The 25,365-nt window shown below is 39.2% G+C and carries 36 protein-coding genes, 2 tRNA genes and 1 pseudogene; 30 read left to right on the plus strand and 9 right to left on the minus strand.

Annotated features, from left to right (window positions below):
- Positions 1-3: 3 nt before the first annotated feature.
- The 6 genes from C9E88_RS07360 to C9E88_RS07385 form a co-directional block, all read right to left on the minus strand.
- The gene (locus C9E88_RS07360; protein ID WP_106986592.1) at positions 4-213 is read right to left on the minus strand and encodes a hypothetical protein; all 210 of its coding nucleotides are present in this window, start codon (positions 211-213) and stop codon (positions 4-6) included.
- Positions 213-539 carry a hypothetical protein gene (locus tag C9E88_RS07365; protein WP_106986593.1) on the minus strand — a complete coding sequence of 109 codons (327 nt, stop codon included), beginning with the start codon at positions 537-539 and terminating at the stop codon, positions 213-215. The genes C9E88_RS07360 and C9E88_RS07365 overlap by 1 nt, the downstream gene beginning before the upstream one ends.
- Positions 540-674: 135 nt before the next feature.
- Positions 675-1,700, minus strand: a complete 1,026-nt coding sequence (locus tag C9E88_RS07370) for a hypothetical protein (protein ID WP_106986594.1) — start codon at positions 1,698-1,700, stop codon at positions 675-677.
- Positions 1,697-2,818, minus strand: coding sequence for an ATP-binding protein (locus tag C9E88_RS07375; protein WP_106986595.1), 1,122 nt, complete (start codon positions 2,816-2,818; stop codon positions 1,697-1,699). Before C9E88_RS07375 ends, C9E88_RS07370 begins: the two co-directional genes overlap by 4 nt.
- 16 nt (positions 2,819-2,834) lie before the next feature.
- On the minus strand, positions 2,835-3,407 hold the full coding sequence (locus C9E88_RS07380) for a hypothetical protein (RefSeq protein ID WP_106986596.1): 573 nt from the start codon (positions 3,405-3,407) through the stop codon (positions 2,835-2,837).
- Positions 3,408-3,836, minus strand: a complete 429-nt coding sequence (locus tag C9E88_RS07385; RefSeq protein WP_106986597.1) for a hypothetical protein — start codon at positions 3,834-3,836, stop codon at positions 3,408-3,410.
- 373 nt (positions 3,837-4,209) lie between these two features.
- On the opposite strand from C9E88_RS07385, the gene C9E88_RS07390 reads away from it, so the two are divergent.
- On the plus strand, positions 4,210-5,340 hold the full coding sequence (locus tag C9E88_RS07390; protein WP_106986598.1) for a DNA cytosine methyltransferase: 1,131 nt from the start codon (positions 4,210-4,212) through the stop codon (positions 5,338-5,340).
- Here the strand turns inward: C9E88_RS07390 and C9E88_RS07395 are convergent.
- Together C9E88_RS07395 and C9E88_RS07400 are read right to left on the minus strand one after the other, a co-directional pair.
- Positions 5,309-7,192, minus strand: a complete 1,884-nt coding sequence (locus tag C9E88_RS07395; protein ID WP_106986599.1) for an ATP-binding protein — start codon at positions 7,190-7,192, stop codon at positions 5,309-5,311. The two genes, C9E88_RS07390 and C9E88_RS07395, sit on opposite strands and share 32 nt — an antisense overlap.
- Before the next feature lie 26 nt (positions 7,193-7,218).
- Positions 7,219-7,998: a LexA family protein gene (locus C9E88_RS07400; RefSeq protein WP_106986600.1), complete on the minus strand. Its 780-nt coding sequence runs from the start codon at positions 7,996-7,998 to the stop codon at positions 7,219-7,221.
- A gap of 1 nt (position 7,999) precedes the next feature.
- On the opposite strand from C9E88_RS07400, the gene C9E88_RS07405 reads away from it, so the two are divergent.
- The 21 genes and pseudogenes from C9E88_RS07405 to C9E88_RS07505 form a co-directional block, all read left to right on the plus strand.
- Positions 8,000-8,248, plus strand: a complete 249-nt coding sequence (locus C9E88_RS07405) for a transcriptional regulator (protein WP_106986601.1) — start codon at positions 8,000-8,002, stop codon at positions 8,246-8,248.
- Positions 8,249-8,269: 21 nt separating this feature from the next.
- Complete coding sequence (locus C9E88_RS07410; protein ID WP_106986602.1) at positions 8,270-8,716, plus strand: phage regulatory CII family protein; 447 nt, start codon at positions 8,270-8,272, stop codon at positions 8,714-8,716.
- Between the two features lie 58 nt (positions 8,717-8,774).
- Positions 8,775-9,041 carry a hypothetical protein gene (locus C9E88_RS07415; protein WP_106986603.1) on the plus strand — a complete coding sequence of 89 codons (267 nt, stop codon included), beginning with the start codon at positions 8,775-8,777 and terminating at the stop codon, positions 9,039-9,041.
- Positions 9,038-9,346, plus strand: coding sequence for a hypothetical protein (locus C9E88_RS07420; protein ID WP_106986604.1), 309 nt, complete (start codon positions 9,038-9,040; stop codon positions 9,344-9,346). Before C9E88_RS07415 ends, C9E88_RS07420 begins: the two co-directional genes overlap by 4 nt.
- Positions 9,343-10,158, plus strand: coding sequence for a hypothetical protein (locus C9E88_RS07425; RefSeq protein WP_106986605.1), 816 nt, complete (start codon positions 9,343-9,345; stop codon positions 10,156-10,158). Before C9E88_RS07420 ends, C9E88_RS07425 begins: the two co-directional genes overlap by 4 nt.
- Entirely contained in the window at positions 10,155-10,895 is a 741-nt protein-coding gene (locus C9E88_RS07430; RefSeq protein ID WP_106986606.1) for an ATP-binding protein, read from the plus strand. The genes C9E88_RS07425 and C9E88_RS07430 overlap by 4 nt, the downstream gene beginning before the upstream one ends.
- Complete coding sequence (locus C9E88_RS07435) at positions 10,892-11,731, plus strand: DNA adenine methylase (protein WP_106986607.1); 840 nt, start codon at positions 10,892-10,894, stop codon at positions 11,729-11,731. Before C9E88_RS07430 ends, C9E88_RS07435 begins: the two co-directional genes overlap by 4 nt.
- Positions 11,728-11,964, plus strand: a complete 237-nt coding sequence (locus C9E88_RS07440) for a helix-turn-helix domain-containing protein (protein ID WP_106986608.1) — start codon at positions 11,728-11,730, stop codon at positions 11,962-11,964. Before C9E88_RS07435 ends, C9E88_RS07440 begins: the two co-directional genes overlap by 4 nt.
- Complete coding sequence (locus C9E88_RS07445; RefSeq protein WP_106986609.1) at positions 11,961-12,467, plus strand: hypothetical protein; 507 nt, start codon at positions 11,961-11,963, stop codon at positions 12,465-12,467. The genes C9E88_RS07440 and C9E88_RS07445 overlap by 4 nt, the downstream gene beginning before the upstream one ends.
- Positions 12,464-12,655, plus strand: a complete 192-nt coding sequence (locus C9E88_RS17990) for a DUF1653 domain-containing protein (RefSeq protein WP_106986610.1) — start codon at positions 12,464-12,466, stop codon at positions 12,653-12,655. Before C9E88_RS07445 ends, C9E88_RS17990 begins: the two co-directional genes overlap by 4 nt.
- Complete coding sequence (locus C9E88_RS07455; RefSeq protein ID WP_106986611.1) at positions 12,633-13,037, plus strand: DUF1064 domain-containing protein; 405 nt, start codon at positions 12,633-12,635, stop codon at positions 13,035-13,037. The genes C9E88_RS17990 and C9E88_RS07455 overlap by 23 nt, the downstream gene beginning before the upstream one ends.
- Positions 13,038-13,047: 10 nt before the next feature.
- Entirely contained in the window at positions 13,048-13,461 is a 414-nt protein-coding gene (locus C9E88_RS07460) for an antiterminator Q family protein (protein ID WP_106986612.1), read from the plus strand.
- 158 nt (positions 13,462-13,619) lie between these two features.
- A complete protein-coding gene (locus C9E88_RS07465; RefSeq protein WP_106986613.1) occupies positions 13,620-14,150 on the plus strand; it encodes a hypothetical protein in 531 nt (176 codons plus the stop codon).
- Positions 14,151-14,325: 175 nt separating this feature from the next.
- Positions 14,326-14,435 (plus strand) — tRNA-OTHER (locus tag C9E88_RS07470).
- A gap of 248 nt (positions 14,436-14,683) precedes the next feature.
- Positions 14,684-14,869, plus strand: coding sequence for a hypothetical protein (locus C9E88_RS07475; protein ID WP_106986618.1), 186 nt, complete (start codon positions 14,684-14,686; stop codon positions 14,867-14,869).
- A 118-nt stretch (positions 14,870-14,987) separates the two neighbouring features.
- The gene (locus C9E88_RS07480) at positions 14,988-15,377 is read left to right on the plus strand and encodes a beta-sandwich lipoprotein (protein ID WP_106986614.1); all 390 of its coding nucleotides are present in this window, start codon (positions 14,988-14,990) and stop codon (positions 15,375-15,377) included.
- Between the two features lie 407 nt (positions 15,378-15,784).
- On the plus strand, positions 15,785-16,015 hold the full coding sequence (locus tag C9E88_RS07485) for a hypothetical protein (RefSeq protein WP_106986615.1): 231 nt from the start codon (positions 15,785-15,787) through the stop codon (positions 16,013-16,015).
- 604 nt (positions 16,016-16,619) lie between these two features.
- Entirely contained in the window at positions 16,620-16,913 is a 294-nt protein-coding gene (locus tag C9E88_RS07490) for a hypothetical protein (protein WP_106986616.1), read from the plus strand.
- Between the two features lie 89 nt (positions 16,914-17,002).
- Positions 17,003-17,079: transfer RNA gene (locus C9E88_RS07495), tRNA-Met, on the plus strand.
- 515 nt (positions 17,080-17,594) lie between these two features.
- The gene (locus C9E88_RS07500) at positions 17,595-17,816 is read left to right on the plus strand and encodes a transposase (RefSeq protein WP_106986617.1); all 222 of its coding nucleotides are present in this window, start codon (positions 17,595-17,597) and stop codon (positions 17,814-17,816) included.
- A gap of 117 nt (positions 17,817-17,933) precedes the next feature.
- Positions 17,934-18,044: pseudogene (locus C9E88_RS07505) on the plus strand (cold-shock protein); the annotation flags it as partial.
- 59 nt (positions 18,045-18,103) lie between these two features.
- On the opposite strand, the gene C9E88_RS07510 reads toward C9E88_RS07505, so the two are convergent.
- Positions 18,104-19,236 (minus strand): IS3-like element ISAba14 family transposase gene (locus C9E88_RS07510; RefSeq protein WP_223155595.1). Its coding sequence is split into 2 segments (ribosomal slippage): positions 18,104-18,984 and positions 18,984-19,236, totalling 1,134 coding nucleotides; the frame shifts between segments, so codons are not numbered across the junction.
- A 90-nt stretch (positions 19,237-19,326) separates the two neighbouring features.
- Here C9E88_RS07510 and C9E88_RS17790 point away from each other — a divergent pair.
- Genes C9E88_RS17790 through C9E88_RS07545 form a run of 8 tightly spaced genes read left to right on the plus strand, consistent with a single transcriptional unit; the run spans position 19,327 to position 25,323 of the window.
- Positions 19,327-19,434, plus strand: coding sequence for a cold shock domain-containing protein (locus C9E88_RS17790; protein WP_264766852.1), 108 nt, complete (start codon positions 19,327-19,329; stop codon positions 19,432-19,434).
- Between the two features lie 3 nt (positions 19,435-19,437).
- The gene (locus C9E88_RS17535) at positions 19,438-19,650 is read left to right on the plus strand and encodes a hypothetical protein (protein WP_106985260.1); all 213 of its coding nucleotides are present in this window, start codon (positions 19,438-19,440) and stop codon (positions 19,648-19,650) included.
- 53 nt (positions 19,651-19,703) lie between these two features.
- Positions 19,704-20,141 carry a hypothetical protein gene (locus tag C9E88_RS07520; RefSeq protein WP_106985259.1) on the plus strand — a complete coding sequence of 146 codons (438 nt, stop codon included), beginning with the start codon at positions 19,704-19,706 and terminating at the stop codon, positions 20,139-20,141.
- On the plus strand, positions 20,101-20,742 hold the full coding sequence (locus C9E88_RS07525) for a putative metallopeptidase (RefSeq protein WP_106985258.1): 642 nt from the start codon (positions 20,101-20,103) through the stop codon (positions 20,740-20,742). Before C9E88_RS07520 ends, C9E88_RS07525 begins: the two co-directional genes overlap by 41 nt.
- A 45-nt stretch (positions 20,743-20,787) precedes the next feature.
- A complete protein-coding gene (locus tag C9E88_RS07530) occupies positions 20,788-21,258 on the plus strand; it encodes a DUF2280 domain-containing protein (RefSeq protein ID WP_106985257.1) in 471 nt (156 codons plus the stop codon).
- Entirely contained in the window at positions 21,248-22,657 is a 1,410-nt protein-coding gene (gene terL, locus C9E88_RS07535) for a phage terminase large subunit (protein WP_106985256.1), read from the plus strand. The genes C9E88_RS07530 and terL overlap by 11 nt, the downstream gene beginning before the upstream one ends.
- 8 nt (positions 22,658-22,665) lie before the next feature.
- Positions 22,666-24,120: a phage portal protein family protein gene (locus C9E88_RS07540; protein ID WP_106985255.1), complete on the plus strand. Its 1,455-nt coding sequence runs from the start codon at positions 22,666-22,668 to the stop codon at positions 24,118-24,120.
- Positions 24,121-25,323 carry a phage head morphogenesis protein gene (locus C9E88_RS07545; protein ID WP_106985254.1) on the plus strand — a complete coding sequence of 401 codons (1,203 nt, stop codon included), beginning with the start codon at positions 24,121-24,123 and terminating at the stop codon, positions 25,321-25,323.
- The last annotated feature ends 42 nt before the right edge of the window (positions 25,324-25,365 follow it).

The raw sequence follows: 25,365 nt of genomic DNA on the forward strand, positions 1-25,365 counted from the left end.
CGCTTAACTTCCTAAAACCTTATCAACAAGATCATCACCAGTTTGCTTCTGGTAAATATTCCATTTGATGTACCACAATTTACCTTTTTGCTCTGCGGGCAATTGACCAAGACGGCATTGTCGCACAATGGTTTGGCGAGTGGGTGGTGTTGCTCCCTGATCGCCATACACTCTTTTGATAAATTCAGATACTTTGACCAAACAAATATCCATCACGCCACCTTAGCTAAATTGTGTTGACGATGTACTTCTGCAAATTTGTGCATCATTGAATTATCCAAGTCATTCACAAAAGATTTACCTTGTTTTAGCCATTGCAGACTGAATAACTTGAAACGCTCAACCAGGTAATCGTTCATTAAATAACTTGGCTGAATAGCACCGCGTTTCGCAAATATCTCGCCAGTCTTCAAACCTTTACGAACAACAACGCGATCTTTCTTAATTTTGATTTCATGTCCACCACGCACACACCACTCCATGAATGCAGGGCATAGCTCATTAGGTAAACGAGAGATTGTATTTATATGCTCAACCATGGCGATGCCCCCAACTATCCACAAACTGCTTAATACAATCCTCAATCCCAAATAGATTGATATTGCGGTAACTTTTTACCCGACCGTTGTGCTGAATAATCAGCACGCGGGTAATTGATGAGTATTGATAAGCCATTAAGAAGCCTCACTTGCTTGATTCTCAAGCTCAAAGCGACGTTGCTTCACATAGCCCATAAGCTTTGGTTGAATATCTGCATGGCGTGTAGATACATCAATCTCTAATGTATCCAGTGTAGTTAGATCTGGCGCATTTTGAATTTGGACCATCAGGGATGGAGGCATTTTAATTTCAGCTTCTGCTGGCGCAAGTTCTTGCAGGCGCTTATGAATCGCATCTAACAAAGGTTTTCGCTGGATTTCTGTCCAAGATTTTGTGTCGCGAATATGCGCATTTACTTCTGCAGGTGTGCTCGAATTGGCTATACTGCTCAATAATTCTTTTAAGCTTTTTAAATACTCCCGATATGCCGTGATAAGAGCTTTGTCTGAGCTGGTCAGCAATTTATTCACAAGGGCCATGCCGTGAACGCCATTGATATCTCTCTCTGTCTTGCACGTGCTAAACATGTGAATAAAATCATCTTTAATTTTAGAAGATCGCTGTATAAAAGCTTGATCCTGTTCAGCTAGATCTTCTTCTGTGTTGAGTTGATTTGTAGATGTCTTTTCTTCAACATCATTTGATGTTGGATTTTGGACATTTTTATCTTCCCAAGGCAATTCATTGTCAGCTGTAGAAGCTTCGTCTGCTTTGAATGATCCATGACTAATCGTAATGAGGGCTTGTGCATGGATAACAGCATTTTCTTCGTACAAATGAACTTGGCCACGTTGTAACAATGCTAAATCCAAGTCTGAGTTTTTCCATTTGAATGATTTACTCAACTCAGTTGTTAAAAGTGAGGGGGTGAAGCATAGCGTTCCTTTTGCTGGTGCTTCTTTTGTAGCCTCTGGTACTCGTATTGCACCTATCAGCATATAAACAACAGCAACACGAAATTCATATTCTTGATCAATAAAAACAGTTGCAGGGAAATTGCGAATCTCATCAAAATCTAAATCAGATCCAACATGACGACATTCAATTTTTTGACCTGCAGACATTGCTTCAAAGGCTTTAGTTCCATTTAAGATATTCATGCTTGAGTTCCTTCTTTAGCGAGTTGATCAATGTCTTGTTTTACAGCTTGAATTTTTGTTGAATCGATTTGCATTAATGAATCAATGCCCAAGTGCTCACACACTGTTTTCACATCTAAGCCACGTTCAGCAATGAATGCCTGTAGGTCATCGCGTTGAGCATCCGTAATGGCATTAAACTCGGGCGGGCTAATCCACATTTCTTTATGCTTATCAAAGGTACAGTTCAGCTCTTTTGCCTTGAATAGCATGGCTTGGCGCATGTTTTGGTAATACATGTGGCTTTTATCAAGTGACTCGGTTAATTGGTTTAGATCACTTGCATACAAAGCTTCATCACAGCTTTGTTTCCAATTTTCCAAGTCTTCAAGTGCTTTAGCGGAGGCCAATTGCGCAGGGGTTAATGTGTTGATATGTGCCTTGGCTTGAGCAATCAAATCTGCCAAAAAGGTAGGGTTGGCTTTTAAGTCAGGCAACCAAACTTCACCAGTTTCACCGCCCAATGCACCAGAGTTTTTAGCGTGATGAGTAGGTGATGGCTTGAAATTGATGACACGGGCATTTTTGCCTTCGCCAGTAGTAACAGTGGTCAAATAACCCATAATGTCAGCAATGCGGTACAGCTCATTGCGGTTTTTACCACCCAATTCAGGACGGTAAATCACTTGATCGCCGTTTTGATCTTCCGATGCATGGGCAATAAACACCACATCCTTGCCAAAGCTAAGTAGGGTATAGATGTATTGCTTAAACTTCATATTGGCCAAGCCTTGGGCTTTAAGTTTTAAAGCACCATCTTGTTGACGGTTATTTGCAGTTTTCAGCAAGTGAGTTTTAATAGACTCAAGCATCGCGCCAACTGTATCAATAACAACGGTATTGTACGGAGCAAGATCCTGCTCTTTGATATTTTCAATATCAGCCCACTGTTGCACTGGTACTACGGCACCGCGACGTAGCTCACCAGTACGGTGTGCACCACGGTCAAAGTCGAAAGAAATCGCTTTATCCGCTGTAAAGCCCAGTGATGTTTTACCCACACCCGGATCTGCATAGATGTAAGTAATAATCGCGCTGACATTTAAGGCTTGATCTGCAGGAATAATTTGAATAGACATAATTTATTCTCCTTAATCAAGCAGAGCGCTTAATGCATAAAGATTTATGCTTGCGATACTGAGCACCTGCAGTACGGCTTGGGGTATTCAAAGCAACACGTTGCTCAATACGGTCTATGCGACGTCGAGCGTTAAGGCAGTTTTTAAACACGCGCTGAAATTCAGGGTGACTAACTTCATTTTCAGTGACAGCACGTAATACACCATTGTCATTCACCAGTAGGCTACTAAACATAAAGATTGGTGCATAAGGGGAGCTGACATAACTATCTAGACAGCTGGTCGGATCTGTAGATACTCGTGCTGTGTACTGAATGCCATTCACATCAATCACGTAACCACGACGGCTCTTGAAGGCAAAATGCGCTTTGAATTTTAGGTTTTGGCCAAGCACTTCATTTACATTGCGACGGATCCAAGACTTGGCACTAAGCGTGCTTTCATCAACTTGGGTGAGTCGGCCATCTGCAGACAAGATGTAAATGACATTATTTTTTACGCAGTAAACTGTGTTGCCCATGCGGATGCGGTGGAAGCCTGCATCATCAAGGCCTAAATCTTTACGAAAAGGTTTGTTATGAGTATTCATTTAAATAGCCTCCAACATTTTGTTTTGAAGCATGTGAGCAACCAGCATTGCGTTGATGGTCAAGTGGTCATTGAAGTCAGTAAAGTCGCGGATTGGATAGCCAGATGTATCCATGACTTTGTCTACAGATAGATTTGTAATATCGGCATTGGTAAATTCACTACCTGGTACGCCGTATGAGTCGTTGATGCGTTCGAAGTCAAAGCTAACGTCTAGGGTGAAGCCGTCTAAACGGATGACTGCAGTACCAGAGTTAGCAGAGGTGAAGTGCATAGCTGCAACTGCAGTTTGTGCAGGAGTAATTTGTTTTACTGGATGAGCAGTAAGGTCGAAGTTTGGCTGAAGGCTGTATGCTAAAGCGCCAATTGTTACGCTGGCGGTAAGCGCCGTAACAGCAAAGCTATTGAAAGGGGTTAATGTTTTGTTCATACTTATCTCGCAAGTTGCAAAGCACATCGGAGTTAGAAGGACGGTGTGCTTTTTTGTTGTCTGGTGAAATAAATACTACTTTAAGTAGAAATATTGTCAATACATTGTAGAAAATATTCTACTTTTAATTGTTTTTTGTTGTGGTAGGCAAAAGAAAACCCAACAATTGACCCAACTTGCAAGTTCGCAAGAGTATGAAGGTGAATAAGTCTTTTTGTAGTTTTGGCTAGAAGGAATTAGTTTAAAAAATTCCGTTTTCTACGAAAAAAATAAAATTTTGTTTGATAGCGGTGAAATAAAAGACATCTAAAAAAATAAACGATCGTAAAATGCAAAATAAAATGTATGATCCTAAGCTAAAAGTGGAGGGTCTATGACTAAGAATATTATTGATTTATTTGCCGGCGCAGGTGGCCTTAGTTTGGGTGCTTCCCGTGCAGGATTTAATGTGATAGGTGCTGTTGAACTGGATGATCATGCTATTTCTACACATTCGAAAAACTTTCCATACTCTTGTCATATCCAAAAAAATATATCCAAACTAGATGGGAAAGAGATTTTAAAAGAGTTAAAAATTTCTAAAAAAGATTTACAAGGTGTTGTTGGAGGTCCCCCTTGTCAGGGCTTTAGTACAATGGGTAAACGTGACTTAGAAGATCCACGAAATAACTTATTTAATGATTTTTTTCGAATTGTAAAAGAACTAGATCCTGATTTTTTTGTCGCAGAAAATGTCTCTGGTATTTTAAATGAAAAATACTCTGAAATAAGAGAAGCTGCCTTATCACATGTTAAAGAAAAATATTATTTATTGCCTCCTTTAAAAATTAAAGCTTCAGATTTTGGTGCCCCAACAATTAGAACACGGATATTTTTTATTGGGTTTCATCGTAAGAAAGTTAAATATATCTTGAGTGAGCATAATTTTTATAATCAATCAGTTGAAGCTCCAACTGTAGAGGATGCGCTCAAAGGACTAATGCAAAAAATTGAACCTACATGGTTAAAAGAAATTGACTCATGGCAAAAAATTGAAAAAGAGAAATTTAGTGATGATGAGTTTTTTAAAAAAGTAGAAGGACAAATTCCTATTAATGTAGGCGATCCTGAAAGTTTAAAAAGATACTTTGAAGAAAATTTGGTATCAGGGTGTCATGGAACGAGGCATACGCTTGAAGTTGAGAAGCGTTTCAAAGAATTAAAATTTGGTGAACAGGATAAAATATCAAAATCCGTAAAATTGAATCCTGCTGGATATTGTCCAACCTTACGAGCGGGTACAGGTAGTGATAAAGGTAGCTATCAAGCTGTAAGACCAATACATTATTTAGAACCAAGAGTAATTACGCCTAGGGAAGCAGCGAGATTGCAAGGCTTCCCTGATTGGTTTGTTTTTCATGAAACAAAATGGCATAGTTTCCGCCAAATTGGTAATAGTGTTAGCCCAATTGTGGCTGAGAAAATTTTGAAAGTTATCTTTGATGGCTGTTATAACAAGCGGTGAGAAATGGAAGTAATGTGTACCAAAATGAGAGGATAGATCCTTTGTCCCAAATTAAGTCTTCAGAATGCAATGTTATTTGCAAGTTCTGAATACACAAAAAACCTTTTTCATATTTTCTTTCATTACAAAGAGAATGCAATGTAGAAATACGTCTAGAATCTAATCTCAAATGCTGTTTTTCTTCCATCTTATGAAGGCATCTAGAAACTATTTCTGATAGAGACGGTTTTCTGGTTTTTATATCAACATTAAACTTTCTACTGTAATAGTCGCAACTTAACTCGAGGAATGCCCTTATCAACATTATAGTTGCTATTGGTAAAGTTGAAATTCTAATTTTCACAAGTTCAGCTAAAAGACTTTTAAGCTTGATTTCTTCGTTAGGTATAAAAAAAGGGACTTTAGCTGTTTTATTATTAAATAAATATTCATAGTCTACAATATGGCTCGGAGCTGAATAATTAGGATCGTATTGATAAAAATTATCAGATAATTCATCCTCTTTATAAAAGTTATCTTTAGTTTCTTGTGAAACTTGGTGTAAATTTAGGGGATCTTGCTGAATATCAAGCTGTGGATTTAGGGTGGCATGCTCAATAATTGGCTGTGGATTTAGGGTGGCATGCTCAATAATTGGCTGTGGATTTAGGGGAGCTTGCTCAATAATTGGCTGTGGATTTAGGGGAGCTTGCTCAATAATTGGCTGTGGATTTGTCGCTGGTTGTACAGGTTGCTTTCCTCCCATTGGTAAACTGCCAAATAAATCACTTATTGCAGGATTTTCTTCAGTAATGGGCCTAAATCCTCTTTTTAAAACTTTATTTGTATGTTTTCTCCATTCCTCGGAAAAATTTTTCATTGTTTCTAAGGATTTTTTGTATATTTCGTTATTCAAATCTATATCTGTTTTACTAGTATTCCAAGGTAGTTTTCCTGCATTACCAATGAAATATGCCTTTCCAATGAAGCCATTATGCTCATTATGAAATTTCGTATACCAACCAGTATCAGGTGTCCAATCAAACAGCTTTACAGCTCGATCATTGCAATACACAAACCATCCACAATCTTTAGGCGTAGCATTTTTATCGTAGTTATAGCTATCTTCATAAGAGAAAAAGTGATTTGAGCTTTGTCCTAAGGTTATGATTGCTTTAATACCATTATGAGTAAACTCTTTTTTTAATTCTTTGAAACCACTATTATTTCTAATTGAGACTAAATAAGGCTTTACGTCATTTCCGTTAACTCTGATTTTTAAGTTTTTCTTTAAAAATTCACTATAACGAATTGATATTTGATTGGAAAATGAATTAATCCAATTTGTACTGGAAAAATTCTCGTTGATTTCAGAGTTTAAATTCTCGATTTTTATGGACGTGCCTTTAATTCCTTTTAATTTTTCTGGAATTATTGGGAGTGACCAGTTGTCATTGTCTTTTAGAAACTTATTAACGTCTAATCTTATAATTGATCTTTCTTTGTCAGTCTCTGTACTTAGATCAATTTTTTTTCCGAGTTTGAAAAGTGCTCGATTTAATCCTATTCCGTAGAACCCAATACTAGTGGTGTGATGATCACTCTTTGTCCCAAAGCGTAAGGTATCTTTTTCCAATAAACCTTTGTTAATACCTTTACCTTGATCATCAATAGAAAAAAGATTTTTTTGTATTGTTAAATCTATTGTGTAATTATCATAGTCAGACATTATTTCATCAGAATTTCTCGGATAAGCATCGATTGAATTATCAATTAAATCAAAAATACATTCTTCGATACTTACATCTTGCGTAATACCATGAACTAAATATTCTTTGGTAGGTCTAGTATCCGCTAAATTTATTTCTGTCATTATAGGTCCAAACTTAAGTAAAAATATTAAACATCTCTATACAATCCAACAACCTTACCAACCAACTTACAGCCATCTTCCAAAGCTATAGTTTTTTCTGGCCAGTCGGGATTTAAAGGCTGTAAATACATATTTCCGCTTTCAACAATAAGCTTCTTAAAAGTCGCTTCACTATCGCCTTGGCAGGAAACAATAACTAAATCACCAGTTTTTAAATCTGTTATTTGAAAGTCAGGATTTACATAAATTTTGTCGCCAGGGCGGAAGTCTGGGAGCATTGATTCTCCAACTACTTCCAAGCCATAGCCATTCTTTCCACACTTAGGGTTTGGTGGTAACCATTCATCAAACTGTGTACCCGCAGGCACAGAATCTACAGTGGTCCATGCTCCAGCTTGAACCCAAGAGATGACAGGGACAAGGCGACCCGCAACTGGAAAAGGAGTAGTTACATTAGGTTCCAAACCAGTGCCATGATCTAAATAACTAATATCAACATTAAATTTATCAGCAAGAATCTGCATCTTTTCTTCGCGTGGTTTTGCTATACCAAGCGTGTATCTACGAGCCATTTCGTAAGTAACTTCAATAGCGTCTTTCAACTGATTAACAGTTGTAATAGGTGATCCATCCTTATCCATAAGGCTTTTTAGTCTTGAAGCAAATTCAAGATATTTTGCTGTCTGCACTTTGGATTTCTTTCCATTTTCTACCAATGGTAGAAGTTTACCTCGTATTTTTAGTTGCACCAATTCTATTTTAGGTAGTATATTATCTTCTACTTTAAGTAGTTTTATTGAGTGCATTATGTTATCTCCAAAAGATGCTTTAGAAAAAGCGATAAAAATTGCTGGCAATAAATCAGCTTTAGCCCGTGGATTAGGCATTACACCTTGGGCTTTAAGTAAATGGAATTTCGATAAAATTCCTGAAGATCGCTGTTTGCCAATAGAGGAATTAACTAAATCAAAAGTTAAAGCGGAACAGCTACGACCAGATATAAATTGGTCGTTCATTCGTTCTACTAAAAATAGTAATAAGCCAGCCCTCCAATAACCACGTTCAAAAGGAATCGCCATGAACATATTGGATGCTGCCTACAACACTGTTCACGACTATCAAGGTGGAGCGAATGCACTAGCGCCACGAATGGGCATAAAAAGCCCAGCAGTACTCAACAGCAAAGTGAATCCAAATACGGAAACACACCACATTACTTTGCTTGAAGCTTCAAAACTTATGGAGCTGACCGGGGATTACCGCATTTTACAAACGCTGAATGCCCAACACGGAAAAGTGGCTATTAACTTGCCATGTATACCCGAATGCCGAGATACAGCACTCACAGACCTAGTACTCAGTATTGGAATGGGTGGTGGGGATATATGTGCACAGTTCAAAGAAATGATGGCAGACGGTCGAATCACTCGTGGTGAAGCCATAGACATGTCAAAGGTCATTCATCTGCTACACGAGATATTGGCCGAATTAGAAATGCAAATAAACAAATGCGTAGAGCAATAAAAAAGCCTGATCTCGTACATCAGGCTTTTAGTAATTCAAAACTTAGGGGGGATTGAATATGAATTCAAATTTAACACAACAACCTATTGAAAACAATGCGGACTTCATGATCGGTGATGCAGTGGTTTTGGATGAGAGCGGGGCTTTCGAGTCGTTTGACGACCTTTGCTATGTGATTGAGGTTTATGAGCACATGGTTTGTGTGTTGATTCGCTTCGGCACATTAACTCTAAGCAAAAAATTAGTCCGCAATGCATCCGTGGCAGAGGTATTGGCTAAACGTAGGCTGACAACAGCTGAACAAGCGCTTGCGGAGGTCCCATGATCACCAACAAGGCAATTCAAAAACAGCCAGAGCATAAACAAGCGCAATGGACGCAGTCATGGTATGAACCAGCATTACGTTCACTTGCTCGACTGCTAGATGTGCGTAAAGCAAACCTTAGAAAGATTAATCGCGACGAAAAGAATGCCGCGGTGCTCAGAGATGAGCTCATTGAAACACTGGTGAATGAGCACCGAATTTCTGTGTATCAAGCTGCTGAAATTGTAGCGAGTTTACGTAGAGCTAATAGAATTTTAATGCATGGCAGTTTTATTTACGAAATGCCTAAAGGGGATGCTCAATGAGCCACATTCTGTCACTTCGTGGCACAGGGCAACCTATCGCTTACTTCCCCAAGCTGGGTAAATACATCGGCTGCGTGAAGGCTGGAATCTTTCTTGGCCAAATGGTTTTTTGGGCAGATAAAACAGATAACCCACTGGGCGTTTATAAAACTTCTGAGGAAATTGAAGAAGAAACAGGTCTGTCTTATCGTGAGCAAGCGAGTGCCAGAAAAAAGCTGGTTGCCTTGGGTTTAATCTCTGAAACGTACAAACGACTCGACCATCGTTTGTACTTCAAATTTAACGAAGAATGCTTTGATCAGTGGCTTACAGACATGATTTTGGCGAACTCACAAAACGTCATTTCCCCAACTGACGAAAGCGCAGTTCGGGAGCAAACAAAAGCGCAATTCGTTCCTACAGAGATTACTACAGATATATACACACACAAGAACGCGCCCGCGGAAAATCAAAATTCAGAAGCATGGAAACCAAATCTTGAACAACTGGCAACAGCTCTGAAAGCCACGAAGCACTCACAACGAGTTTATGAAATTTTGGGTATGGCGGATTTTGAATTTCATCTGGGGAACTTCAACGCTCACCACGAAAACAATCACCAAATCACGGATAACCAAAAACTGCGCAAATTCGCACAATGGATTTTTCAAGAATTTGAAAAACAATTGGCCAATGCAGAACGCGAAGCAAAAAAATCAAAACCCCGTACTCCTGAAAAACCAAACTCTCGCAATGTGAACGATGCATGGAATTCATTTCCACAACCAACGGGTGCACCAACACACGTACACATACCGGAGGATTTCGAATGAACGCGATGATCTCAATGAGCTTTCCTCAGGTGCAAACATTCTGCCCTGAACACAAAGTTCACATGGTACAAGCTGGCCCAAATCAGATTTGCCCTGAATGCGCTAAAAACAACGTGAATCAAAATAACCGCGAACGCCAGAAGCACGTAGACCAGATGGTACGTGAACTGCATTTCGCTGGCGCAATGATCCCAGCACGTCACAAGGATTCAGGTTTTAGAAATTACCAAGCTACACATGAAGGCCAATCCAAAGCGCTGGCTAGCTGTGTGAATTTTGCTAAATCAATGATCAATGGCCACAAACGCAATCTGATCATGACTGGCAAAACAGGTACGGGAAAAACACACCTCAGCTGTGCTACAGCACGTACTTTGCTGAACAAGGGAATTCAGGTCCGTTACATCACATCTGAAGACATGGCCAATGAGATTGCAAATGCCTGGAAGAAACCCGATGACAGCGAGAGTAGCGCCGTATACCGCTTTACAGATTACGACTTACTCATTTTGGATGAATACGGATTGCATGACCGTCATGAGAACCGCTTACAGCTAGTACACAAGGTTTTGTATTCGCGCTATGACGCGGGTAAGGCAACCATGATTGTTTCGAATTTGACCTTGGCAGAACTGCAGAAGGATTTAGGCGATCGTCTCTGGTCACGCTTTCAGCATGATGGTTTAACGGTGGTTGAGTGCAATTGGGCGGATCAACGTGTGGGAGGTGGGGTGTGAAACTAGATCATCCTCTTATCCGTTATCACGGTGGAAAATTTCGCTTAGCGCATTGGATTATTTCTCAAATGCCGAATCACACTTGCTACACGGAAGTATTCGGCGGCGCAGCTGGTGTTCTGCTGCAGAAGCCACGTGCGTATGCGGAGGTTTATAACGACCTTGATGGCGATATCGTAAATCTATTTGAAGTGCTTCGGAATTCTAGCTCGAGAGAACAGCTCATTGAGCAGTTGGTTTTAACCCCATACAGCCGCACAGATTTTGAAAACGCTTGGGAACCAGTTGAAAACAAAATTGAACGGGCACGCCGCGTATGCATACGTGCACAGATGGGCTTTGGATCTGCTGGAGCCACAAAGGGCATCACAGGGTTTCGAATCGATACAAAGCGCCAATATGGTACAGCTCAATCGCTGTGGTCCACATATCCAGAACACTTGTCAATGATTGGCCAGCGTTTGAGTGGCGTACTTATTGAAAATCGCCCAGCAGTTCAAGTTTTAAAAGATCACGATGCTGAATCGACTTTGCATTATGTAGATCCGCCGTACGTCATGAACACACGTTATGACGGTGCTAAATCTGGTCGTATTTACAGACATGAAATGGATGATACGGCTCATCAGGAATTGCTAGAAACATTACTTGATCTAGAAGGAATGGTCATGCTTTCAGGCTATCCATGCGAGATGTATGACGACACGCTGAAAGGCTGGAAACGGATAGAAACTAAAGCGCGTATTTCGTCTGGCCGTGGCACGGATACAAGAATTGAATGCTTGTGGATGAATCCAGCTGTTGCTCATCCTGATCTGTTTGGCGGTGCAGCATGAGAAATGATTCAAGACACATTTTTGAAAACCGCTTTGACATTTTGCTTTTTGCTGTGCATACACCAGATCAATTCAGAGTTGGTGATATATCCACTTGTGTGCTAGGTGCAACTAAATGGACGATCCGCAGATGCTTGAATGACTTGGTTGAAATTGGATATCTGGAAAGAACAACTAACAATAAATTTAAAGCAACTGGTATGGCTAAAGAATTATTTGGGGTGAAGGCATGAATAAACGACAAGTTACTGAGCGTGATATCCGCTTACCTCAATTCCGTGACGCACAACTTGATGATCTTGAATTTGATGGCACTGGTGAAGTGGCTCGAAAGGATCGATTTCAAACATCCATGTGCAAAATCCAAGGAATGCTTCATGGTGTGAATGGATTATCACCAAGAACCAGTTGGACGTGTGAACAAGTGGTTGAGGCTTTGAGCATCAAATTAAGACTAATTGAGCGCCTGGAGAAGTTGATATGTATAGATCGATTCGCACCTGAAGATGCTGAATTTTACCATTTTGACAACCAATGCTATGTGAAAAAAATTGATCAAGATCATTTAGCAATTGCAAAAGATGAACCATCTAATTCGCATCTGATTAATTTTGAGTTTTGTGAAACTGGTGAAGAATGGGAAGCAAGTTCAGGCTGGCTTGAATACATTGATGCTCTGGTAAGTATTGATGTAATCCGTGAAGAAATTGAAATTATTCTGCGAGGTGAGTCGTGATCTATAAGCACAACAAAACTGGAAATCTATACAGCTACATCGCAACAGCAAATAAGTGTAACAACGAAAAGTTTCCAAAAATGGCTGTTTATCAAAGTCTGAATGATGGGAGTGTTTATGCAAGGCCTTATCGGGATTTTGCGAACGCTTTTACGATGGTGAGCCATGACCAGCATCTCACTCGCTGAATATCACGCTCAATACGCGCCCAAGACTAAACCCAAGTCAGGGCGCAGTAAATTCAACGCACAGCGCATAGAAAAGGATGGGATGAAGTTCGATAGCGTCAAAGAGTACAAGCGCTATATCGAGCTTACAGCGCGAATGCAGAGGGGTGAAATTTCAGAGCTTAAGTGTCAGGTTAAATTTGTACTGGCACCTAAAGTAAAACTGGAAGGAGAGAAAAGGGCAAAACCTGAATTGAGGTATTACGCAGATTTTACATACCTGAGCAATGGGAAGCTGATTGTTGAGGATGTGAAGTCGGCAGTAACGCGGAAATTGGCGAGTTATCGCAATAAGAAACACCTTATGAAAACAGTACACGATATCGATATTAAAGAAGTTTGAGGGACTAGGGATGAATGCAGCAGCGAAAATTGAAGTAATGGATTGGTCAAAGCGTTCAGCCCACCAGTGGCTTGAGCAATATGGGATATGGGTTCGGTCTGCAAAATCGGTTGTTTCAGCAAATCCGCTGGTAATTCTGATTGATAAGAATGACACAACAAGAATTAGAGCAAGCAAGGTCTCAATGCCTTGTGAAATAAGTGATGCTGAAGCAGTACAAGTGAGCCAGCTGCTGGCGAAGATGCATAGTGATAAAAGAGAATATTTGGCTGAACGAGCTTGGTTCTTAATTTTAAAGTTTGAAAATGATTGGTCTGATCAGACGATTGCAAATGCACACGGATGTAGTCGAGCTAAAGTTCGTGCAGAAGTTGAAAAAGGCTTAGCTTATTTAGATGGAAAAATAGAGGCACTAAGTAATTGACTTGGCAGCCATGTTTGTATAAATTTAGTGTATGGTGGCAAGTTGTTATGACTTACACCGATATCAAAGCTCACTAATGGTGGGCTTTTTTGTTGCTATTTATTTGAAATAATTTTAATTTAAATCTACAAAAAATTTTGATAGATAGCGGATTATTTATGAATACCGATAACGAAAAATTAGTTTCAGATCTAAATGATGTTTTTAAACAATTTAGTGTTACTCCACAAGTACAAGAAGAAATCATGAAAGATGTGGGTGTGAATGTAAAAATTGAATCAATTGCGTCAGCTATAGCTAAGTTTCTTTATTCTGCAAAATCGAAAATTGACATTCTAGATTATGAAGTGCGTGAAGAAAACAAGGGTAAGAATACTGGACACGATGATTTAATTTCTTATAAAGATTTAGTAAAAAACGAAATTAAATCTAATTTAAAAGTGCAAGAAAATTTTGACTCCAAGAGCTTCAAAGAAGAATACATTCAGAATGCTTATGATAGGGTTAAAGCGAAACTAAATAATCTAAATAATGAAGAATTGATTCTTGGGGTTGAGTTTATTTTGGATGGCCTAATTGCACAACGTGAATATGATGCATATTCCAAGCAATTTGAAGAGAAAGTTGAGCTCGAAGATGTGTTTGAATCGGAAGCAATTGCAAATATTGAAAACCATTTAGCTCGTTAATAGAAAACCTTTATTAATATCGTAATCTAAGGCAAGGGTGTGGTAATTTGCCACGCCCTTTTTAATGCCCTGAGAAATGTTTTTTGTGTAAGCAATATCAGGGCGCCTATGGCGGTTCCTATTAATTTCTAGTGGTTTTTAAATTAATGCCGCCACCCAGATTCTAAAGAGGGATGAATAGCGTAGCTCAGTTGGTTAGAGCGGCTTCCTAATACGAGATAGCAGTCGTATGGGTGGAGAACAGCTTAGACACCACTCGCGCAGGTTCAAGTCCTGCCGTATTCATCCCGTCTTTAAAATCAAAGGAGATCCACATGCTCCAATTTTTAAAACGGCTATTCTGCTTTCATCACTACGATTATGAGTCTGATATTTTTAATCAGGCTGAATGCCGGAAGTGTGGGAAATGCAAATCAGATAGCTAAAAAGTATATTTACCGTATAGACTTCTCGGTCTATTCCATTTATGTGATTTTTGATGTAAAAATGCCGGTTCAAATTTGCAGAAAGCAAATTTTCTCCTGGTGAAGCAAATGAAAGAAAATTTAGGCGTAGTTATTTTTTATGCGTTATGTATTCTTGGAGTTATCCTTGAATTGGTGGGGTTATTGAATATTGATGTAATGTTTCTGGTGAGTGGGGTTGCATTTTTAATCAGTGCATTTCTCATAAAGTCGGAATTCAAGCTATATGTCACTTTCTGGAAAGAAATCGAATAGCGTTATTTAAGTTTGGTAAGAATAAGAAGCCGCATTAACTAAAGTTAGTGCGGTTTTTTTGTGAAATGTGAGAGTGCGTGAGTGCTCTTTTTTGTTGTCTAAAAAAAGTGAGCTAACAATGAAAACTAAAATTTTAGCAGTTGGTCTAATGTGTGCAATGGCAATGGCGGGTTGTTCTCGTGATGCTCAAGTTGCTTCACGAAATCTATCATATGCAGCTGATAACTTTCAGTTGGATCGACGAATTGTTTTTTATAATGGCGTTACTGGTGATTATGTTCTTACTATTGAAGGCAAGTGTGCTTTTGAAGCTGTGAGCGAACGGAAGGTTGATGTGACCTGTAAGACCAGTGATACGGAATTCAAAAAGCATTCACTAGGTATTTCTGACAATGTTACTTATTTTTCTGAGCAGTTGAATAGTAAGGGTGTTAGTACCTACCAGTACAAAGTTGATTTCAGACCAAGCGTTATCATTCCTGATGTGGATCTGAAGTTACCTAAATAATTCGCCGAACATATTACGGCAAACAAAGCCCCTCGCATTCTAGATGTTGAGGGGTTTTTCTTTTCTTATTGGTGGTACCCATGACAGACAAAGGACAAGAAAATCCACGACTTTATATTTTGTGATTATATTCACATTTTTTATTAAAAAATTGACTTAAGTAAAATTAATGCATTAATATACAACTGTTATTTAATAAAAACAAATAACAACAATCCTTAATCAGCGCAAAAAATTAAGGGGAAGTCTCACAGCAAAGTGGGGCTTTTTTAATTTATGGCAGCTGCTGGGCGTTTTGCGATACAGCCCCTTTAAGCACTGGTGTTTTTTGCCTGTGATGCGTCACTGACACTTTAGCTTCATACTGATGGGGAATAATTATAATTTTAAAATTTGGATTGAGTCGTATGCCACTGCCAACAGTAAAAAACCTAGACGATATTCTGAAAGACCTTGCAAATAAGAATGAAAAACCTGAAAAGATATTGATCGGTTTCAAGGCTTATGGTGAGCTGATGAATGATCGGGATTTTTTCAAAGAAGTTGCGGGGTCAGCAATGGACCCAAATAAGCGAAAGTATAAAAATATTAAAATTAAGGTCACTCAGGACGATTATCAGCTTGAAGTTAAATATTAGGAATGTTTTTTGTTTTCTGTCAATTATTCTCACTATAGGGCTTTAGTTTGTCACATTATGCTAATGTAAATTTGTGTAATGTATGGAAAATAATCAATCGAAACTAGCTGTAGTTTCAGCACCTTATCGGGTGTCCTTAGTTCCTGCCCACACAACCTTTCCCCGTGTGGGCTTTTTTTAAAAAAAGGGGGGGTATGTTTCAGCTTCTAAAATGTCTTTTAGGTTTTCATGACGCGACTGAAATTCATCATTGTAAAGATGGTGATCTTGAAATTTGTCGAAACTGTTTTAAGGTTAAAAAAATTAAATAGCTTTTATAAATTTTGTATTACTTGATGTAGTGTTTCTAATATTTAAGTTGTTTTTTCTTTTTATTAATATTTCTGAAACATTGGATATGTATAGTCGGTGCCAATAAATAAATATTAGCAATATTAAAAAATATCAGCGAACATTGACCTGCTTATTTTGGGAGAGATAAGCAGGTTTTTTTGAAATAAAAATTATTTACGAATTCGATAGATAATTTAATGAGGTCGTAAATTTTTAGTTTTTTAAATTTTATAATGTTAAAGTATGGAGCAGTTTTTAGGTAATTGTTTTCATGTCAGAATCTTATAAATATAAATACACTCAATTTAGCATTTTTGGGTCACTTCCTACGTATAAAGTTTATCTAGCAACAGGGGGTGGAAAAGCTAAATTTATTTTTGCAGACAATACATTTATATATGGAAATATTTCGGATTGGGCTTTAAACCATTCTGGCCTTGATACAAGAAAATCATTATGGTCTGAAGAGCCTAAATTGTTTCTAGAGAATGAAAAAGGCAGATTACAAAAATATAGAGATTTACATCCAGCATTCGTGACAGAGCCAAATAATAGTCATATTTAATTATTTACCCTAGATATCCTTTAAATATTTTTATTTTAAAATAAAGTTTGCTATATGCTGGATTAAAGCGTATAAAGCTAACACATTGATGCGGGATGGAGCAGTCTGGTAGCTCGTCGGGCTCATAACCCGAAGGTCGTTGGTTCAAATCCAGCTCCCGCTACCAATAAAAAATTTAAAGTTTATAACCTAGATTGCTTCATGCTTTCTAGGTTTTTTTATGATTATTTAATTTCATCGTATTAATTTAACTTTAATGCTCTTATACGCTAAAAAATCAGAATATTTTATTATTTAAATATTAAAGTGAGATATAAATAGGTTATAGAGCTAAGATCTGTTATATTGGGTTTGATCGAATCCGTAAGCGGAACGGTAGTGTTTGAGTTGTTAACGGAATTGCGTATTCCCTCCATTCTGATGTTCAAGCATCAAATTCAAACAGTTAACGCATAGCATGAATTCGCATCATGCCGATCAAGGGGAGCCTGCAGCTATTCGTGGGTTTCCCTTAAATTACACTTTCAAGATACTGATTTGTTTTATATCTTTTTAAATTTCACAGCTACTGTAAATATCATAAGTTTAAATACTTTTTTAAGTGAATTATCTCCAACCTTATAATTGGTTTTATCTTTAAATACTTTCTTGTTTACAAAAGCTCATCATATGAGTAATTAAATGAACATTAAAAATGGCTGGACTACAGCCTCAGCGACTAATGGCAATGTCATTAAAGTAAATATTATTCCACTAACTAAAGCCCAAAGTACAAAGAATGGTCATACTTGGGTTGAAGTTGCAAAACAAGTCGAACTGGAGTCAGGGAAAAAAATTGAACTGAACTTAGATGGCAAGTCTTTTTATACTGAATTGAATAAGCTTTATAAATTGTATTCTTAAATATCCAACATTATTCAAATAATTGTAGGGTAAAAATTTTTATTTATTTTTTGTTTAATTAAACTTAGAGTATTACGAATTTCCCTCTATCAAAAAAAAACTTATAAGGAAAAATATATGTCTAATCTAACTACTGGCACTGTTAAGTGGTTCAATGATGCAAAAGGCTTTGGCTTCATTTCAGGTGATAATGGTAATGAGGTTTTTGCTCATTATTCTCAAATTAAGAGGTGGTCCCACTTGTTTGAACAACTAAAAGCGTATTTATAAGTGATATTCCGCTCTAGTTAAGCCACCTTGTTTTGTTGGGGTAGCTGATCATAGTAAAACTCATTTGGTGTCATTTTGTCTAGACTCGAATGAGGTCGTTTCAAATTATAAAACTCAAAATATGCACTTAATTGCTTTTTCGCATCTGTGACACTGCTATAAGCTTTGAGATACACCTCTTCATATTTAACGCTCCGCCATAATCGTTCAACCATCACATTATCTACCCATCGACCTTTACCATCCATACTGATTTGAATGCCATTTGATTTCAATACATCAATAAATGCATCACTGGTAAACTGGCTGCCTTGGTCTGTATTAAATATTTCAGGTCGACCATATTTTTCAATCGCTTCATTTAAAGCCGAAATACAAAAATCCACCTCCATACTAATCGATACTCTATGCGCAAGTACCTTGCGGCTATGCCAATCAATCACAGCACATAAATAAACAAAGCCTTTTGCCATAGGGATATACGTTATATCCGTAGACCACACTTGATTACTGCGCTGAATAGCCAATCCTTTGAGCAGATATGGATATTTACGGTGAGCTTGATTAGCCTGGCTTAAATTTGGTTTGCAATATAACGCCTGAATACCCATTTTCTTCATTAAAGTACGTGTATGACGTCGTCCTATATGATGTCCTTGACGATTCAACAAATCACGCATCATACGACTGCCTGCAAAAGGATATTGCATATGTAATTCATCAATACATCGCATCAGCTTCAGATCTGATGCACTCACAGGTTTTGGGCGATAGTAATAACAACCACGGGAGACTTTCAGCAGCTTAGCTTGCTTAGATACTGAAATCTGAAGTGAGTCGTCGATTAACTTTTGTGGTTGAAGCGGCCCAGTTTCTTCAACACACCTTCTAAAAAATCAATTTCTAATGCCTGCTCACCGATTTTTGCATGTAGTTTTTTTAGATCGATGGGTGGTTCTGTTGGAGCTTTTGATTGATCGAAAGCTTGCGAGGAAGCTGAGATCAATTGATTTTTCCAGTCAATAATTTGGTTTTGATGAACATCAAACTCAGCACTCAATTCAGCAAGTGTTTTTTCTGCTTTAATCGCAGCAAGTGCTACCTTAGCTTTAAAATCATTTGAATGATTTCTTCTTGGTCTACGTGCCATAAAATACTCCATATATTGATGTTTATAACATCATTTGAGGAGCAGAATATCACTTATAGGAGTTGTTCAAATTTACGGATCCATCTCTTTATGTCAAACGGTTTTAAAACATTAATCGAAGGTCAGCGAGTACAATTTTCAGTGTCGAAAAGTCAACGTGGCTTTCAAGCAAGTGAAATCATCGCGATTGATAATTAATTTATGAATATTCCATTAGAAAAAGTTCTAGTAAATGTAGTTGATCAATATGGCGCTACATATACAGTTGACGCTATGTGCGAAAGATCGAATGATAAACCGAAAAGTTTTGGCGAATGTATTAGATCCATAAATATAGATGATGAAATGATTAAGCCTAGTTTTGATTTCCATTTTTATAGCAATAAAACTGGAAAGATTTTTAAATTATCTTAGTTTGTAATGTAATTCAAGAAACCACCTTCGGGTGGTTTTTTAATGGGTGAAATATGGAACTTAATGCATATAAAACCCTAACCCAAAAGGTTCCTCCTAAAAAGAAACCTCGTACTAGACCATTACCTAAAGCCAAAGAAAAATACCTAGAAGCAGAAGAAACATTATTTCAAGAATTAGAAGAACACTTGATTGGCTATGAGCGTAAATTTCAATTTGAACATACCAAAAACTGGCGATTCGATTTTTATATCGTAAAGCTCAGGCTTCTTATAGAGATAGCTGGTAGTCCTTGGGCTGTAGGTCGCGGTGGGAAAAAGATAGCAAACGCATTTACTAAATATGATTTGGCTGAAGACATGGGATATAGAATTGAACGTCTTGAGCCACATCAAATTGAGTCAGGCTATGCAATTCGCTGGATTCAGAGTCAGTTAGAGAGATTAGAAGATGGAACAGATCAGACCATTCCCGCCGACAGATCTGATTGATCGAGCAGAAGAGCAAGAAGCAATTCTTCTGGCACCTGCACCAGATTTAAAAGAATGGGTTTTAGCAAATTGGCTGACCATTGGTGGTGAACTTCATAATCCTGATCATGACCACATTGCTGAACTGCTTCATGATGATGAAAACTTTTTGGCATTTGCTTGGGCTTCATCTGCATGTATGGCTAAAAAGCGAATGGTGTTGGGCCAATGCGAAAAAGTGATGTTTAACCAAGGTGGATGGAAGAAAGCTCGCCAAGAACAACAAATGCGCGACTGGTTCGGCGCCGTACCTGTATATCTCATAACAATTGATGCTGCGTACTGTGAACAAGCAACTGACAGAGATTTCTGCAGACTCATTGAACATGAGCTTTATCACATCGGTGTAGAGCGTGACGAAGATGGCGAACCTATGTATAGCGATAACACTGGTCTACCTAAGCATTATTTAGCTGGCCATGACGTTGAAGTGTTCTTTGGTGAAACTAAACGCTGGGGAGCTGATGAAAATGTTAAGCGACTGGTTGAGATTGCGAAGCAGGCGCCGTTCGTTTCAGAAACAAGTATGGCGGCATGTTGTGGGACCTGTGTAATAGGTTAATTTTTTTGCCCACTTTCCTTGACGTACCTTGACGGATGGAGAGAAATGGCAAGACTAAAAAAACATGAGAAAGCCTTTATAGTTCGGTCACTTGCGCAGTTTATGGAGCCATCCCAAGTAGCAGAGGCTGTCAAGGAAAACTACAAGATAGATGTATCTCGCCAACAGGTTGAATGCTATGACCCAACCAAAGTGGCTGGTGCTGATTTATCGCAAGAATTCGTTGATATGTTTCATGAGGCGCGTAAAAAATACATCGAGCAACCGATCTATAACATTGAGGCTGCAAACGACATTGTTCAGCTTAGGGTTTTAAGTGCTTTATTTATTAAAAAGCAAGGCAATACCCGTGATGCAATCAAACTTTCAGATCAGATTCAGAAGATTGTCAAAGGCTATTATGAGAAGAAGATTGAAATCACAGGTAAAGACGGCAAACCAATCGAAACCATAAACCAGAATGTTTCAACCGAAAGCTACCTTACTGCAAGGGAGCAGGCCTTAAATGATTACTGACCCAGCACGTGAACTTGCAATTCGCATTGAGGCTCAAGAGGACTTGTATTTCTTTTCTCGATACATGTTCAAAGAGCGCCGTAAGTACAAATGGATGCATAACTGGCACCATCGAGTGGTTTGTGATGCCTTAATGAAGGTGTTCCGTGGTGAGACTAAGCGATTAATCATCAACATTCCTCCACGTTATTCCAAGACTGAATTAGCAGTGATTAATTTCATGGCGTGGTGTTTTGGCAAGGTACCTGATTGTGAATTTATTCATATCAGCTACTCAGCCACATTAGCAGCTAACAATGCATTTCAGACCCGAAACTTGGTACAAGAAACTGCATATAAGCGCGTGTTTCCTGATTTTCAGCTGCGCGATGACAGTAAGGCTAAAGATGATTGGCGCACGTTAGCTGGTGGAGTGTGTTATGCCCAAGGTACAGGCGGTACCATTACGGGTTTTGGCGCTGGCAAGATCCGAAAGGAGTTTGGCGGGGCTATTATCATTGATGATCCTCACAAAGCCAGTGAAGCGAGTTCAGACACAATTCGTGGCAATGTAATTGAGTGGTTTCAGAATACGCTTGAGTCTCGGACCAACTCACCAGATACACCAATCATTGTAATTATGCAGCGCTTGCATGAAGAAGATTTAGCAGGGTGGTTACTTGCTGGTGGTAATGGTGAAGAATGGGAGCATTTATGCTTGCCAGCTATTCAAGATGACGGCACAGCACTTTGGCCAGCAAAGCATTCAATTGAGCGTTTGAAGGTTATGGAGGATGCTGCGCCGTATGTTTTCTCAGGACAGTATCGCCAATTACCATCACCGCCAGCAGGCGGTTTTTTTAAGCCCGACAGAATTGAAATTGTTGATGCATTACCTGCGGAATATCTGAAAGAGGTGCGTGCTTGGGATTTAGCTGCCTCAGAAAATGAAGGTGACTGGACTGCTGGTCCACGAATGCTCAAGACCAAAGAAAACATCATTTACATCGTGGATATGGTACGAGGTCGATGGGGACCTGATGGTGTCGAAAATACAATTAAGCAAACAGCCCAGATGGATGGAAAATCAGTAATGATTCGGTTACCTCAAGATCCTGGTCAGGCTGGTAAATCTCAAGCCAAAAACTTCATTACCAAGCTTTCAGGTTTCAATGTGAAGGCCGAGACAGTCTCAGGTGACAAAATTACACGTGCTCAGCCTTTTGCAGCGCAAGTCAACATTGGGAACGTGAAAATGCTACGAGGTGATTGGAATAAGGCGCTGATTGATGAGTTACGCAACTTTCCAAATGGCAAACATGATGACCAAGTGGATGGTTGTAGTGATGGCTTTAATGAATTGAATGAGGCACGGGTGGGTAAAAAACCTGCAGGTGCTGGTAGTCGCACATATCAATAGGAAAACACATGGCAAAGTCTAAAAAAGACAAAGCGTCAAAGAAGGCTTTGTCTAAAGGTGGTTTATATACTCAAGAAGCTGTCTCAAATTTCTTTTCTCATTTTGGACGACAGCCGGACAATGATGAGGTGCTACGTAAAGCAGGTATCACACGTCATAAACTGCGAGTATTGCTAGACGACGATGAAATTGCTCAAGCTGTTGAAACACGTATTGATGCGCTTTTAGGTACGCCGTATCGAATCGAGCCTAGTGACACGCCAGAAGCTCAGCATTTAAAGCAACAGCTTGATGAGTGGTACTTTGAGATTTCTGCAGGAGCGTTAAATGCATTGTTTTTTGGCTACTCAGTACAAGAAGCGATATATGAGCTTAAGCCCGAAGGATATATTGGACTCCAATGGATTGGTGAAAAGCCAATGCAATGGTTTGAGCCTAAGAACGATGGACGGCTTATTTTGCGTAAAGAAGGATCTAGCCAGGAACATGTTGTTGACCAGATCTTTAAGTTTTTCCTGACGCGCCGTAAGGCTACTTATGAACAACCTTATGGTAAAGCGTTGCTGGCCACACTTTATTGGTTGTTCTTCTTTAAACAGAACGGCTTTAAATTTTGGGCAAAGTTTCTAGAGCGTTTTGGTACGCCTATTCTTTTAGGTAAATGCAAAGATACTGAAACTGCAGATATGAATGAGGCACTTCTGAACGCTCATGCACAAAGTGTTTTGTCTATTGATGTAGAAGATGATGTACAGGTTCTATCTACTCAAGGCTCTGGTTCAGCCAACGGTGCTTTTGAGACATTTAATAAAACCTTGGCACAGCAGATTCAAAAATTAGTACTCGGGCAAACGCTCACCAGCGGAACGGATGGAAAAGGCAGTTATGCGCTTGGCCAAGTCCATGAGAATGTCCGTGCGGACAAACTCAAATCAGATATGCGATTGGTCACCCCAACATTGCAAGCAGTAGTTAACGCACTATGCGAGTTAAACAATTGGGCTAAACATACAATCGTATTGGGTGAAGAATCTAAGGTGCTGAATACAGAGCAGGCTGAACGCGATACACGATTGAAAAATGCCGGTGCAAACTTCTCAGACGCATATTTCATGCGTGAATATGGCCTACAGGAAGGTGATCTTAAGACCGCTACGGAGCCTGTTCAGCAAACTTTTTCTGCATTACCTAAACCTGCATTTAGCTTTAAAGCATCAGTACAAAACCAATCGCCTGAACAGCAAGAAGTTGAAGAGCTGACAGATGGCCAAGGTGAGCTGCAGTTATTGACCAATGAGCAGATTAAGCAATTAGCAGCTGAGTCTGATACGCCAGAGGCCTTGCTATTTAATTTGACTCGATTAATACCCGATGCAACACAGTCGCAATTCAATGCTCAGCTAGATCAGGCTTTATATGCGGCGGATGTGTTGGGGTATGCAACAGCTGCTAAGGGGAAATAGATGCAACCAGTCACGTTCCTTGAGGCGCTGCAGTACGCGCATGACAAAAAGATTGTGCTACCTGATGAGTTCTACTCGATGGACTTAAAGACTCGGCAGATGGCGACCACGGTTAGCTTTTTATCTAGTCTAGAGCAAGTTGAGACTGTGATTAAGTCGCTGAATAAGACTTTGGCTAATGGTGGGACATTTAACGATTTCCAGAAGCTTATAGCTGAATCTGAAATCATTTTACCCAAGCATTATCTGGACAATGTATTTCGTACGAATATCCAAAGTGCTTATGGTCATGGCCGTTGGCAACAACAGCAAAGGAATAAAGACAAACGCCCTTATCTGATGTACTCAGCTATCAATGATAGCCGCGTACGTCCTGCACATTTGGCATTGAATCGCATTGTATTGCCGATTGATCATCCATTTTGGCTGACGCATTACCCACCGCTGGGCTTTCGTTGTCGCTGTACTGTTATCGCGCTTACAGAGGCACAGGCGCTTAAATACGGCATCACACCTGATGATAAGTTGCCAGAGGTTGCAGAGGCATTGGACTGGAGTTCTCATCCTTTACAATTTGGTGATCTGGAAGAGCTGGTAGATAAAAAGATCAGTGCTTCATCCTTAGATAAGGAATATCTCTTGGAGCAAAAGGAAGTCATTAGAGCTGAATGGACTGCATCCAAAAAGCTGACTGGTCTTTTAGCACCGATGACTGACTCTAGCCGTGATCTATTCGATGTGGTGGCCAGTACAGTTATTCCGCTGGATCCAACCATTAGGCCAAGCGCGATTAAAACTTTCTTGGATTATGTACAGGGCAATGATGGTGCGCTTAGTAGCTACCTAAAACAGCCCTCCATTAGTTTGGCAGAAGATGTACTTAAACGCTGGGTAAAAGACGATATGGCAAAGATTCACGCCGTATCAGCCAGCACTGCAGAAGTGATTGCAGGGTCTTCTACACTGGCTTATGCAGCTTCGCTTGAAGTGGGTAAAGTAGTGACTCTGGATGCGCCCATGTTATTGGCTGGCCAGTCAAACATCATGATTCAGATTGAGAATGCAAAAGGTCTAGGGATTGATCTTGAAAAGCTGAATGCGGGTGATGGTGTATTGATGCCAATTGGTTTGTCATTTGAAGTGATTTCAATTGAGGCACTGAATGGCAAGATGATTTACACACTTAAAGCATTGGTGAATTAATTTGAAACTAACTAGAGACCGTCCGAAAGGGCGGTTTTTTTA

Source organism: Acinetobacter cumulans, assembly GCF_003024525.3.
Taxonomy (GTDB): domain Bacteria; phylum Pseudomonadota; class Gammaproteobacteria; order Pseudomonadales; family Moraxellaceae; genus Acinetobacter; species Acinetobacter cumulans.

Bases quoted from the DNA above. Each gene is read 5' to 3' on its own strand.
- C9E88_RS07360 (WP_106986592.1), bottom strand. From the start codon at position 213: ATGGATATTTGTTTGGTCAAAGTATCTGAATTTATCAAAAGAGTGTAT.
- C9E88_RS07365 (WP_106986593.1), bottom strand. From the start codon at position 539: ATGGTTGAGCATATAAATACAATCTCTCGTTTACCTAATGAGCTATGC.
- C9E88_RS07370 (WP_106986594.1), bottom strand. From the start codon at position 1,700: ATGAATATCTTAAATGGAACTAAAGCCTTTGAAGCAATGTCTGCAGGT.
- C9E88_RS07375 (WP_106986595.1), bottom strand. From the start codon at position 2,818: ATGTCTATTCAAATTATTCCTGCAGATCAAGCCTTAAATGTCAGCGCG.
- C9E88_RS07380 (WP_106986596.1), bottom strand. From the start codon at position 3,407: ATGAATACTCATAACAAACCTTTTCGTAAAGATTTAGGCCTTGATGAT.
- C9E88_RS07385 (WP_106986597.1), bottom strand. From the start codon at position 3,836: ATGAACAAAACATTAACCCCTTTCAATAGCTTTGCTGTTACGGCGCTT.
- C9E88_RS07390 (WP_106986598.1), top strand. From the start codon at position 4,210: ATGACTAAGAATATTATTGATTTATTTGCCGGCGCAGGTGGCCTTAGT.
- C9E88_RS07395 (WP_106986599.1), bottom strand. From the start codon at position 7,192: ATGACAGAAATAAATTTAGCGGATACTAGACCTACCAAAGAATATTTA.
- C9E88_RS07400 (WP_106986600.1), bottom strand. From the start codon at position 7,998: ATGCACTCAATAAAACTACTTAAAGTAGAAGATAATATACTACCTAAA.
- C9E88_RS07405 (WP_106986601.1), top strand. From the start codon at position 8,000: ATGTTATCTCCAAAAGATGCTTTAGAAAAAGCGATAAAAATTGCTGGC.
- C9E88_RS07410 (WP_106986602.1), top strand. From the start codon at position 8,270: ATGAACATATTGGATGCTGCCTACAACACTGTTCACGACTATCAAGGT.
- C9E88_RS07415 (WP_106986603.1), top strand. From the start codon at position 8,775: ATGAATTCAAATTTAACACAACAACCTATTGAAAACAATGCGGACTTC.
- C9E88_RS07420 (WP_106986604.1), top strand. From the start codon at position 9,038: ATGATCACCAACAAGGCAATTCAAAAACAGCCAGAGCATAAACAAGCG.
- C9E88_RS07425 (WP_106986605.1), top strand. From the start codon at position 9,343: ATGAGCCACATTCTGTCACTTCGTGGCACAGGGCAACCTATCGCTTAC.
- C9E88_RS07430 (WP_106986606.1), top strand. From the start codon at position 10,155: ATGAACGCGATGATCTCAATGAGCTTTCCTCAGGTGCAAACATTCTGC.
- C9E88_RS07440 (WP_106986608.1), top strand. From the start codon at position 11,728: ATGAGAAATGATTCAAGACACATTTTTGAAAACCGCTTTGACATTTTG.
- C9E88_RS07445 (WP_106986609.1), top strand. From the start codon at position 11,961: ATGAATAAACGACAAGTTACTGAGCGTGATATCCGCTTACCTCAATTC.
- C9E88_RS07455 (WP_106986611.1), top strand. From the start codon at position 12,633: ATGACCAGCATCTCACTCGCTGAATATCACGCTCAATACGCGCCCAAG.
- C9E88_RS07460 (WP_106986612.1), top strand. From the start codon at position 13,048: ATGAATGCAGCAGCGAAAATTGAAGTAATGGATTGGTCAAAGCGTTCA.
- C9E88_RS07465 (WP_106986613.1), top strand. From the start codon at position 13,620: ATGAATACCGATAACGAAAAATTAGTTTCAGATCTAAATGATGTTTTT.
- C9E88_RS07475 (WP_106986618.1), top strand. From the start codon at position 14,684: ATGAAAGAAAATTTAGGCGTAGTTATTTTTTATGCGTTATGTATTCTT.
- C9E88_RS07480 (WP_106986614.1), top strand. From the start codon at position 14,988: ATGAAAACTAAAATTTTAGCAGTTGGTCTAATGTGTGCAATGGCAATG.
- C9E88_RS07485 (WP_106986615.1), top strand. From the start codon at position 15,785: ATGCCACTGCCAACAGTAAAAAACCTAGACGATATTCTGAAAGACCTT.
- C9E88_RS07490 (WP_106986616.1), top strand. From the start codon at position 16,620: ATGTCAGAATCTTATAAATATAAATACACTCAATTTAGCATTTTTGGG.
- C9E88_RS07500 (WP_106986617.1), top strand. From the start codon at position 17,595: ATGAACATTAAAAATGGCTGGACTACAGCCTCAGCGACTAATGGCAAT.
- C9E88_RS17790 (WP_264766852.1), top strand. From the start codon at position 19,327: ATGTCAAACGGTTTTAAAACATTAATCGAAGGTCAGCGAGTACAATTT.
- C9E88_RS17535 (WP_106985260.1), top strand. From the start codon at position 19,438: ATGAATATTCCATTAGAAAAAGTTCTAGTAAATGTAGTTGATCAATAT.
- C9E88_RS07520 (WP_106985259.1), top strand. From the start codon at position 19,704: ATGGAACTTAATGCATATAAAACCCTAACCCAAAAGGTTCCTCCTAAA.
- C9E88_RS07525 (WP_106985258.1), top strand. From the start codon at position 20,101: ATGGAACAGATCAGACCATTCCCGCCGACAGATCTGATTGATCGAGCA.
- C9E88_RS07530 (WP_106985257.1), top strand. From the start codon at position 20,788: ATGGCAAGACTAAAAAAACATGAGAAAGCCTTTATAGTTCGGTCACTT.
- terL (WP_106985256.1), top strand. From the start codon at position 21,248: ATGATTACTGACCCAGCACGTGAACTTGCAATTCGCATTGAGGCTCAA.
- C9E88_RS07540 (WP_106985255.1), top strand. From the start codon at position 22,666: ATGGCAAAGTCTAAAAAAGACAAAGCGTCAAAGAAGGCTTTGTCTAAA.
- C9E88_RS07545 (WP_106985254.1), top strand. From the start codon at position 24,121: ATGCAACCAGTCACGTTCCTTGAGGCGCTGCAGTACGCGCATGACAAA.